General features: G+C 70.5%; 9 protein-coding genes. 4 read left to right on the top strand and 5 right to left on the bottom strand.

Annotated features, from left to right (window positions below):
• Window positions 1-23: 23 nt before the first annotated feature.
• The 4 genes from AB0J68_RS19495 to AB0J68_RS19480 all read right to left on the bottom strand — a co-directional run bounded on the left by AB0J68_RS19495 (window position 24) and on the right by AB0J68_RS19480 (window position 5,079).
• Entirely contained in the window at window positions 24-905 is an 882-nt protein-coding gene (locus AB0J68_RS19495; protein ID WP_363939758.1) for a hypothetical protein, read from the bottom strand.
• Window positions 906-948: 43 nt separating this feature from the next.
• On the bottom strand, window positions 949-1,671 hold the full coding sequence (locus AB0J68_RS19490; protein WP_363939756.1) for a hypothetical protein: 723 nt from the start codon (window positions 1,669-1,671) through the stop codon (window positions 949-951).
• 92 nt (window positions 1,672-1,763) lie between these two features.
• The gene (locus AB0J68_RS19485) at window positions 1,764-4,544 is read right to left on the bottom strand and encodes a BTAD domain-containing putative transcriptional regulator (RefSeq protein WP_363939760.1); all 2,781 of its coding nucleotides are present in this window, start codon (window positions 4,542-4,544) and stop codon (window positions 1,764-1,766) included.
• Between the two features lie 160 nt (window positions 4,545-4,704).
• Complete coding sequence (locus AB0J68_RS19480; protein ID WP_354856308.1) at window positions 4,705-5,079, bottom strand: YciI family protein; 375 nt, start codon at window positions 5,077-5,079, stop codon at window positions 4,705-4,707.
• Between the two features lie 253 nt (window positions 5,080-5,332).
• On the opposite strand from AB0J68_RS19480, the gene AB0J68_RS19475 reads away from it, so the two are divergent.
• Genes AB0J68_RS19475 through AB0J68_RS19465 form a run of 3 tightly spaced genes read left to right on the top strand, consistent with a single transcriptional unit; the run spans window position 5,333 to window position 6,875 of the window.
• Window positions 5,333-6,205 carry a PhzF family phenazine biosynthesis protein gene (locus AB0J68_RS19475; protein WP_363939754.1) on the top strand — a complete coding sequence of 291 codons (873 nt, stop codon included), beginning with the start codon at window positions 5,333-5,335 and terminating at the stop codon, window positions 6,203-6,205.
• The gene (locus AB0J68_RS19470) at window positions 6,205-6,537 is read left to right on the top strand and encodes an SUKH-3 domain-containing protein (RefSeq protein ID WP_363939752.1); all 333 of its coding nucleotides are present in this window, start codon (window positions 6,205-6,207) and stop codon (window positions 6,535-6,537) included. Before AB0J68_RS19475 ends, AB0J68_RS19470 begins: the two co-directional genes overlap by 1 nt.
• Before the next feature lie 32 nt (window positions 6,538-6,569).
• The gene (locus tag AB0J68_RS19465; RefSeq protein ID WP_363939750.1) at window positions 6,570-6,875 is read left to right on the top strand and encodes a hypothetical protein; all 306 of its coding nucleotides are present in this window, start codon (window positions 6,570-6,572) and stop codon (window positions 6,873-6,875) included.
• Window positions 6,876-7,120: 245 nt separating this feature from the next.
• Here the strand turns inward: AB0J68_RS19465 and AB0J68_RS19460 are convergent, their stop codons facing one another.
• Window positions 7,121-7,381 (bottom strand): hypothetical protein, encoded by a 261-nt coding sequence (locus tag AB0J68_RS19460; RefSeq protein WP_355064098.1) that lies wholly within the window; start codon window positions 7,379-7,381, stop codon window positions 7,121-7,123.
• Between the two features lie 471 nt (window positions 7,382-7,852).
• Here AB0J68_RS19460 and AB0J68_RS19455 point away from each other — a divergent pair, with 471 nt between their 5' ends.
• Entirely contained in the window at window positions 7,853-8,089 is a 237-nt protein-coding gene (locus AB0J68_RS19455) for a hypothetical protein (protein ID WP_363939748.1), read from the top strand.
• Window positions 8,090-9,194: the final 1,105 nt, after the last annotated feature.

Raw genomic sequence — 9,194 nt, 5'->3', positions numbered from 1 at the left:
ACGCGGAGCGGCTTCATCGACCGCTAGAACCCACTCCACGGGCGGGCCGAGCACTTCCAGGTCTTTCCGTCGTTGTGCGAGACGCAGACCACGACGACCTTCCCGAGAATGGGCAGCCCGAGGGTGAAGATGTGGATCCTCGTCTTCAGGTACGGCACGCCCGACTTCTCGGCGATGTCGCCCAGCGCCCACCCGGCGTCCGGCCCCGCCACGCTCGCCACCCGGCGCAGCGGGTCGACGTCCTTGCCGTCGAGCAGCGTCTCGATCTCCTGCGCCGAGGGCTCGCGGTCGCCGGTCAAGGTGTCCACGGCGTACGGGCCGTCGGCGGCGACGCCGTTGGCCTTCTCGAAGGCAGCCTTCATCCCGCCCACCGTGGTGTCGCCGCCGAGATCGAGGGTGAAGGTCTGGTCGCCCCGGCGCGACTGGATGCACTCCCAGTAGGACTTGCCCGAGGCCATGCACATGGTCAGGCACCACTCCCGGCCCCCCGGCACCGACGAGGCGAACAGCAGGGCTGTCGCTGTCCCGCTGTCACCCCTGCCGTCGTACACGCCGTCGGCCAGGTCGGCCATCGTCGTGCCGAGGATCTCCCGGCCGCCCGGCATCGCGCCCACGACCGTGACGCCGTCGACCTTCTCGCCGGCGACGAGCGCCGCGAGCTGGTCGGCGGTGAGATCCCGGCCTCCGGCGTCGACGGCCAGCACCGTGTCCAGATCACCGACGGGCTGACCGGTCAGGTCCTCGAACTGCCGCAGCATCATCCCCGGAGCACCGGGCTGGTCGGTGACCGTCGTCCTGGCCGTGTCCTCGGCGGCGTGCGACGGCGCGTACGAGGCCACCAGCCCGACGACGAGTGCCGCGGTGACGACGGTGGCACGCTTGGCGATGTCCCGCAGAGCTCTCATGGCGTCCTCATCTCGGTGACCGCTGTCGGCGGAGTCGTACGGGCTACCAGCCACACGTGATCACCACACCCAGGCCGGTGGGAGAGGGCCCCCAGGTGCAGTGCTCTTCCATCCACTCACCGATGTCGTGGATCGTGTCCGCGACCCACGCGAGCGCGGACTTGATCGCGCCCAAGATGCTGAAGTAGACGACGGTGGACTCGGGCGTGCCGCCGGCCTCGTCGATGATGTCCTTCGTCGACTTGGCGGGATCCGGCTTGTCGATGGTGCCCAGCACCCGTACGCCGGTGGTGTCCTTGCCGGCGAGCAGCGCCTGGACCTGCTCCGGGGTCCGCTCCTTGCCGTCGTCGATCGCCACGATCGCGCGGTCGATCAGCACCTTCCCGCTGCCGGTGACGGCCTGGGTGATGGCGGCGATCTCGCCCAGTGTGAGGTCGTTGCCGAGCGCGGGACCGGTGAACCGCCGGGCCGTGACAGCGCCGGACGGATCGATCCAGATCTCGTCGACCATGATCATGTCGTCCGCCCCGAACGGGTCCCAGGCGAATGTCCACTGCGCGGCGACGCAGCGGAACTGACCGTGCTCCCGACCCTCCGGTTCGGTCTCGGTGCGGGCGATCCCGCCGCGGTCGTCGAGGTACTGGACCACACAGTCGGTGCCTCTGGTCGGCGGCTTGTCGGTCTGGGCCACGGCTGCGGAGGACGTGGCCAGCACCATCGCGCCGACCACCCCCACCACCGCGAGGTTGCGTGCCAAGCGACTCATCGAATGCTCCATTCCTGGCGAGGGAAACTGGTGCCCGAAGAGTGCCGGGCCGGGCTGAAACGGCCCGGAAACGGCGCTGAAAGCGCGGGGCGTCAGGACAGCCGGGTGACGTCGAGCTGTTCGAGGTCGGCGCGCAGCGAGTCGGCGTCGGCGTCGCCGAGGTCGTCGAGGATGCTCAGGGCGCGGCGCCACGCGGCACGGGCGGCACCCAGGTCGGCGAGCGCCCGGTGGCTGCCGCCCAGATTGACGTACGTGCTCGCCACCGCGTACCGGTCGTGGACCTGCGCGAAGAGTTCGAGGGCGTGCTCGTAGCAGGCGACCGCCCGTCGGTCGTCCCCAAGCTGGTGATGGGCGTGGCCGAGGCTGTCCCACGTGTCGGCCTGTCCCTGCACGTCGTCCACCTCCTGCAACATCCGCAGCGCCTCGCCGCACGACGTGAGGGCACTGTGGTAGTTGCCGAGCAGCCCTTCCTGCCAACCGACCGCGTTGAGGGTGTACCCCTGCCCGGCCCGGTTCCCAGCCCGCCGGAACAGCGTCAGCGCCCGCCGGGAGTGGCTGAGCGCCTGGTGGTGCTGCCCCTGCCGCTCGGCCAGCTGACCGAGGTTGAGGCAGGTGTGTGCCCGCCCGGCGTCGTCGCCGACCTCGGTGAACAGGTCGAGCGCGCGCCGCAGGTGGTCGTCCGCCTCGTCGTACCGCCGGAGCCGGGAGCAGGCGAGACCGAGGCTGCGGTGGGCATGGGCCTGCCCGGCCTGGTCGCCGATGCGGGACGCGGCGGCGAGAGCGATCCGCTGCGTGCCGAGCCAGTCCTGCCAGTGCCCCTGCCGGTGCAGGAAGCCGGCCATGGCCCAGGCGAGCCGCCAGGCGTGTCCCTCGAACCCGGACCGCGCGGCGAGCGGTACGGCGGCGAGCAGAACGGGGACCTCGGCGGTGAACCACGCCGTGGCGGCCGACTTGTTCCTGGGGTACTCCGCCGTCACGCCGGGCCGGGGCGGCGGAAGGCTGATCTCGCTGAAGTGCGGGTGCAGTGCGAGGTCCGCGGCGTGTGCCGTGCGCAGGCAGTGGTCCAGCAACCGGTGCACGGCGTCCTGTCGGTCGGCCGGTGACTCCGCGTCGTCGGCGAGGCTGGCGGCGTACGCGCGCAGCAGGTCGTGGAACGCGTACCGCCCGTGGGTGTGCTCGGTGAGGAGGTTCGCCCGGGTCAGCTCGGTGAGCAGCGGACCGGTCGCCGCCGGGGTGACGCCGGCGAGGCTGGCCACGGCCGGGGCGGACACGTCCGGGCCGGGATGCAGGCTCAGCAGCCGGAACAGCCAGACCGCGGGCGGGCTGAGCGTTCGGCACGACCAGGAGAACACCGTCCGGACGTCGGTGGCCTCGTCGCCTCCGTGGAAGGCGTTCAGGTCGCCCAGCTCACCGGCGACCGCGGCCAGTGAGAGCCGCCGGTTGGTGGCGGCTCGGGCCGCGACGATGGCCAGCGCGAGGGGCAGCCGCGCGCAGCGGTCGGCGATGTCGTCGGCCGCGGCGGGTTCGGCGGCGACCTGGTGCGCCCCGAGCCGGCGGACCAGCAGGTGGCGGGCCTCGTCAGGACTCAGCAGGTCGAGGATCACCGGTTGGGCGCTCTCGGTGACGACCAGCGGGGTGAGCTGGTCCCGGCTGGTGATGATCGCGAAGCAGTCGGGTGAGCCGGGCAGCAGCGGTCGGACCTGTTCCGCGTCGCGCGCGTTGTCCAACACCACCAGCAGACGCTTGCCGGCCACCGCCGTGCGGTACAAGCTCACCATCAGGTCCGGTTCGCTGGGCATCCGCGCCGCCGCAACGCCGAGCGCCTCCAGAAATCCGTGCAGCGCTCGCGCCGGTTCGGTCGGAGTGGCCGCCGGGTCGAAGCCACGCAGGTTGACGTAGAGCTGGCCGTCGGGGAAGCGCTCGGCCGCGCGGTGCGCCCAGTGCACGGCGAGCGCGGTCTTGCCGACGCCCGCGGTGCCGGACACCACCACGGCGCCGCCCCGGTCGACGAGCGCGTCCAGGGCGGCGAGTTCCGCCTCGCGCCCGGTGAATGTCGGTACGGGAGGAGGCAGCTGCGCCGCCACCGCCACCGGCCGTGCCGTCGGCGTCGGGGCGGGCGCGGCGATCGCGGTGTCCTGGCGCAGGATGGCGCGCTCCAGATCCCGTAGCCGCGGACTGGGGTCGATGCCGAGGTTGTCCCGCAGGGCGTCGCGCAACCGCCGGTACGTGGTGACCGCTTCGCCCTGTCGGCCGTCCCGGTACAGGGCGAGCATCAGCTGCGCGTGCAGGTGCTCGTCGAAGGGATGCTGCCGGACGAGCCGTTCCAACCCGGGGACGAGCCGAGCATGCTCGCCGACCGACAGCCGGGCCTCGGCGAGCGCTCGTTCGGCCTCCAACCGCAGGCGTGCCAGGTGGTCCGCCTGCTCCTCGAGCCAGGCGGACCCGGCCACGTCGGCCAGCGGCGGTCCGCGCCACAGTGCCACCGCCTCCGTGAGGTGGGCCACCTGTTCCGCCCGGTCCGTCGCGCGGCGGGCCAGTTCCAGGAGGTGCTCGGCGACCTGGACGTCCGTGGACTGCGGCCCGGTGTTGAGCACATAACCGGGTCGACGCGCCACGATCGATCCGGGCTCGCCGAGCACCCCGCGCAGGTAGGAGACGTGGCGCTGGAGCGTGTTCTCCGCGGTGGCCGGCAGGCGCTCGCCCCAGACCACGTCGATGAGCCGGTCGACGCTCACGACCCGGCCCGCGTGCAGCGCCAACGTCGCCAGTACCGCCTTGCGGCGCAACCCGTTCACCGCCTGCGGGCCGTCGGCGGCGACCACCTCCACCGGGCCGAGCAGCCGGACGCGTACGCCCGCGCAAGCCATCGACATCACCGAATCAGGCTAAATCCGCAGCCCGCAGGCTCGATCTGTTCGTCGCGCAATGGACACGACGCCGGATCTGCCCGGTGTACGGGCCGTTGCGGGTGTCGCCTGACGTGCCGTCGTAGCGGGTCCCGCGGGTCCTCGATCAGACCCCGTCGGGCCGTCGTCACCCCCGACTGGCGGCCTGGCGGATCATCTCGTCCGTCTCGGGATCGGGCATGAGCTCCCGGACGTCCTGCGCGCAACGGCACGAGGCCGCGACCTTGGCAGCCCACGCCAGCGCGTCCCCGCGCGTGGCCACGTCGACGACCGCGAAACCGCCGACGACCTCCCTGGTCTCCGGGTAGGGACCGTCGGTGACCGTTCCGTCCGTGGCCACGATGCTCGCCTGCTGCCTCTCCAGTCCGGCGCCGAACACCCACACGCCAGCGTTCACGGCCTCCTCGACCACCGCGTGCGAGGCCTTGCCCACGTCGGGCCAGTCCTCGGCGGGGATGTGGTCCATCGCGCCCTCGTTGAACGAGATCAGGTACCGCGGCATAACACGACTCCCTCGTCCCGGCGGTCTCCTCCGACCGCCTCCTGTCTGTACTACGAACGGCTCGCCACGGATTCGACGCTACGCCGCGCGGCCGGATCGAGGGGTCCCACCGAGCCGCTCCCGACGGTCGTGCCCGGCGCTGTCCCGGCTACTGGTTACCGTGTCGGGAATCGAAGCATCGAGAGGCCACTGCTGGCCGCCCTCGACCTGTTCGGGCGCCGCTGGAACCTCCGGATCATCTGGGAGTTGCCCCATGGGGTTGATCGTGGTGGATGCCTGCACTCGCGACGGACGAGGCGGTAGCCCTACCGCGGTCGTGATCGACGACGCCACCCGCACCGACGACGAACGGCGCGCTGTCGCATCGACGGTCGGCACCTCCCACACCGCATTCGTCGACAGCAGCAGCGAGGCCCTGCCCCGCGTACGGTTCTTCACCACCGAGGGAGAACTCCAGAACTGCGGCCACGGCACCATCGCCGCGCTGGCCGTCCTGCTGCACCGTGCCGGCGGCACCCAGCACCACGGCCTCCAGAGCACCGGCAACCGACTCGTCGCCGTGACCGCCACCCGCCGGCGCGACGGCATCGAGGTCTGGTTCGAACAAGGCATCATCACGCTGTCGGACAGCACCGACCCTGCCAGCAGCGCCATCATCGCGGCCCTCGGTCTGACGCCGAGCGACATCGTCGCCGACGACCTGCGGGTCGCCTCGCCCGGCACGCCCCGGCTTCTCGTCCGTGTCCGAGAACGCCGGACGCTGTCAGCAATGCGGCCCGATTTGGCCCGGCTGGCAGCCGAGTGTCGCCGGCTCGGCTATCTCGGCTGCTTCGCCTACGTGCTCGCGCCGACCGCGGGACCAGCCAGCGCCCGCATGTTCGCCCCCGCGATCGGTGTCGACGAAGACATCGTCAACGCCAACAGCGTCGGCTGCCTCGCCGCCCACCTGCTCGACACATCCCGCACCAGCGACATTGAAGTCCACCAGGGCGACGCGCTCGGTCGTCCGTCAGCCGTCTTCGCCACCGCGACACAGACCCGAGACGGCATCGTGGCCAGAATCGGCGGCCTGGTCCACCACCCGAGGGCCCAGCGCAACGCGTTCGACCTGAGGGAGGTGCGGTGATGCGGGGGGACGACCGCCCGCTGCCGGACCGCGCGGCTCAGATACTCGGGATGGCGGGTTGGACGCCACGCCGCCGGGTGGACGTCGGCGAGCGGAAGCAAGGGCTCGCCCCGGAGGGCTTTGCCATGCACGCTCCGGCTCGTGCCTTCCTGACCGAGTTCCGCGGGCTGGTCGTGCTGGTGAGCGGTCCCGGTCGGGACTCCGCCCGCATTGGAGTACGGCTCGCCGTCACGGCACACCTCGCCGGAGGCGGTCCGCGTACCGCCCAGCTGATCTCACGGGCTGCGCCACCCGCCTACCCGGCTGTACCGTTTCGCGAGTGGAACGGCTAGCGAACCGGCGCCGGGACCTCGCCGGATGGTTGGTGACGCCGCTGTTCACCCTCGTGGCGGCTCCAGTGTTGGCCGGCATCGTCGGCGTGTTGGGAAACTTCGGGGACCACAACGGCCCGCCGGCCCTGTGCAAGAAGGCCGTGGCCGACAACATGTGCGAGGAGACGAGCCTCGGGGTGATCGGCACGCATCTGGCGATCTCGGGTGCCATGTGGTTGCTGCTCTGGATCATCCCGTGGTGGCGAGGTCTTCGCACCGTGCGCGTTCTGCTCGCCGTCGCCGCGACCGTCGTTCTGGTACTCCTGCCGGTGCGGATGTTCGATTGGTCCATCCCGTAAATCTGACAGTCTGCGTCGCGTTCCGGAGGAACTGCTGGTACCTCTCGTGCCGCTCGAAACGCGGAGTTTGAGCTGTTGAGCGCAACCGGCAGGCGGGAGACGCTTGACGCAAGGAGGAGCCCGGTCGGCCCCGTCTGTCGCGTCGTAGGGTCGTCGGAGCACCAGGTCTCTCGGCTTGATCCGGAACAGGCCAGTCAGGCCTGCTCCGGTCTCCCACACGACGGTCAGTCTGGTCCGGCCGGAACCTACTCTGCCCCGATGCCGGCGGCCCGCAGGATCTGGCGGACGCGCTCACGGCTGTAGCCGGTCCGCTTGACTAGGTCCACCTGTCGCGCGCCAGCCCGGTACTCCGCGACCATGGCGCGGTGCAGCTCGGTTCGCGCGGTCTCGACCCGGGCACGGGCGTCGGCCTTGATCTGCCGGGCGGCCTGCACGGCATGTTCGTCTGCCTGTGGCAACGCCTCCTCGGCGGCCTTCAGCGCACGCATAGCCCCGTCGAGATCCACTTGGCCATCTTCGCCCGCAACGGCACAGGCCAACCATGCTGGGGGGTACAGTAGGCCAACTTGTCTGTTTACAGGTAAGGCCAAGTCGAATACCGTAGTGAGTTGGCAGCGTTGATCGACATCCCTCGGTTCGCGCTGCGCACGCTCACCGGGGGACTTGATCGCACATCGGAGGTGCGACCCATGCGGGATCTACCTTTCACCCTGAAGGACTGCGGAGAACGAGCGACCCACCGAATCGAGGTTTACAGCGGCGCGGCGGACCGCGGGTCGTTAGACGCGGTGGCCTACGTCTGCCCCACCCACCCCGATCCGGCGACTCGTGCGATCGCATCGGCTGGGTTCACGGCGTCCGTCGCCCCGGTCTCAGGGCGGGCGGTCACCCGAGGATGCGGCAACGTCCACGTGTTCCCCACTGGCATGTTGGCGGCCCCGGACCGTCACCCCCGGTGGTGTGACCGGGACGGGTGCGTGCGGCGCGGCGAGCACCGGTCACGGATCTCGGACGTCGACACCAACCGACCCGAGGCGTCGATCCTGACCGTCGGTCTGGTGCAGGTAATCCACCCGGCGGTGGAACCGGTGGTGGCGTTGACGGCCACCGACGGCACGGCGTCTGACCGTGTGGTGTTGTCGATCGGGCAGGTCCGGGTGTTGCGCTACCGGTTGGCCACGTTGTTGGACGCAGCCAAGGGCGGCACGCGGTGACGGCACGGCGGGGCCGGCGGGTGCCAGTGGACGACGCGCGGGTTGTGTTCAGGTCCGAGACCTCGGCGCGGATGCCGTTGCAGCGGCGGCCGACCGAGGCAGGCGGTAATTGCGCCATCGGGTGGGGGCGTTGGGGCCGACCGTAGCGCTCGCACCACGAGTAGCACTACGGAAGATCGGCGAACCAGTGTTGTGCTGCTGGGGCGGGCGGGACTCGAACCGGTGACCGAGCGATTATGAGATCAAAATACCCGCCCCGCCGACCTGGGCAGATGGGCGTCTAGCAGCGGAAACCCTTCTCGACATCTCCCACCACTCCCCGCTGTCGGTCGGCCTCTTGCGGACTAGGGCCTGTTTCATAAGGGCGGTCGAGCCGAGGCGGAGTCCGGGCGGCGATCCGGCAAGGCGCGGTTTCGTCCGGATACCGGTGTTGTATCCGGACGAAACCGCAACGCCGCCGGTCGTCGTCCGGGCCCGCCGCAGGCCGGCCAGTTCTTATGAAACAGGCCCTAGATGCGGACTGCGCGGTTCGGAGCGTCAGTTTGGAAGATCGAGGTTCATGGCCGTGAGATGCCCAGAACGCCTGCATACGGCGCTGGGTGTGTGGACCCGTTGATCCCGCTCGTGACCGCCGGCGGCCGCGGCTACTGGCACGCAGATGGCACGCCGGCCACTGGCCCTACGGCGGGTCGCCCTCCAGCGTCCACGCCGTGAGCCGCGTTTCCCAGTTCCCCGGGTGGACGGTCCGGCTCCCGTCGCCGTGCTCGATCCTTAGTCCGCTTGGCTCGGTGCGGTAGCGCTCGCCTGCCTGAATGAATACTGGGGGTTGCGGAACGAGCCAGTAGCAACCGCCGCCCCTTAGCTCCTCCACGAGCAGCATGCGGTTCGCACGCTGCCACTCGCTCCAGCGTTGATCTTCTGCCATGCCGTCAGTAGAGCACTCGGGATGCCTCACCACTGCCATCCGCCGTCGACAAACCCGAGGGCAACAAGCGATCAACCGGAACCGGTGGAGCGAATCTCCTCGTCGGGCAGTCGTAGACCGTCCAGCCTCCCCGGTCGGGGACAAGGTCGTTCGTCCGGTAGGGCGCTCCACCTTGTCCAC

It is taken from the genome of Micromonospora sp. NPDC049580, from assembly GCF_040675595.1.
Taxonomy (GTDB): Bacteria; Actinomycetota; Actinomycetes; order Mycobacteriales; family Micromonosporaceae; genus Micromonospora.
Note: the sequence above shows the minus strand (reverse complement) of the source record. Positions and strands in the feature narration are given on the sequence as shown.

Excerpts from the sequence above, each read along its gene's own strand:
- AB0J68_RS19475 (WP_363939754.1), top strand. The coding sequence starts at position 5,333 with ATGGGGTTGATCGTGGTGGATGCCTGCACTCGCGACGGACGAGGCGGT.
- AB0J68_RS19480 (WP_354856308.1), bottom strand. The coding sequence starts at position 5,079 with ATGCCGCGGTACCTGATCTCGTTCAACGAGGGCGCGATGGACCACATC.
- AB0J68_RS19495 (WP_363939758.1), bottom strand. The coding sequence starts at position 905 with ATGAGAGCTCTGCGGGACATCGCCAAGCGTGCCACCGTCGTCACCGCG.
- AB0J68_RS19470 (WP_363939752.1), top strand. The coding sequence starts at position 6,205 with ATGCGGGGGGACGACCGCCCGCTGCCGGACCGCGCGGCTCAGATACTC.
- AB0J68_RS19490 (WP_363939756.1), bottom strand. The coding sequence starts at position 1,671 with ATGAGTCGCTTGGCACGCAACCTCGCGGTGGTGGGGGTGGTCGGCGCG.
- AB0J68_RS19485 (WP_363939760.1), bottom strand. The coding sequence starts at position 4,544 with ATGTCGATGGCTTGCGCGGGCGTACGCGTCCGGCTGCTCGGCCCGGTG.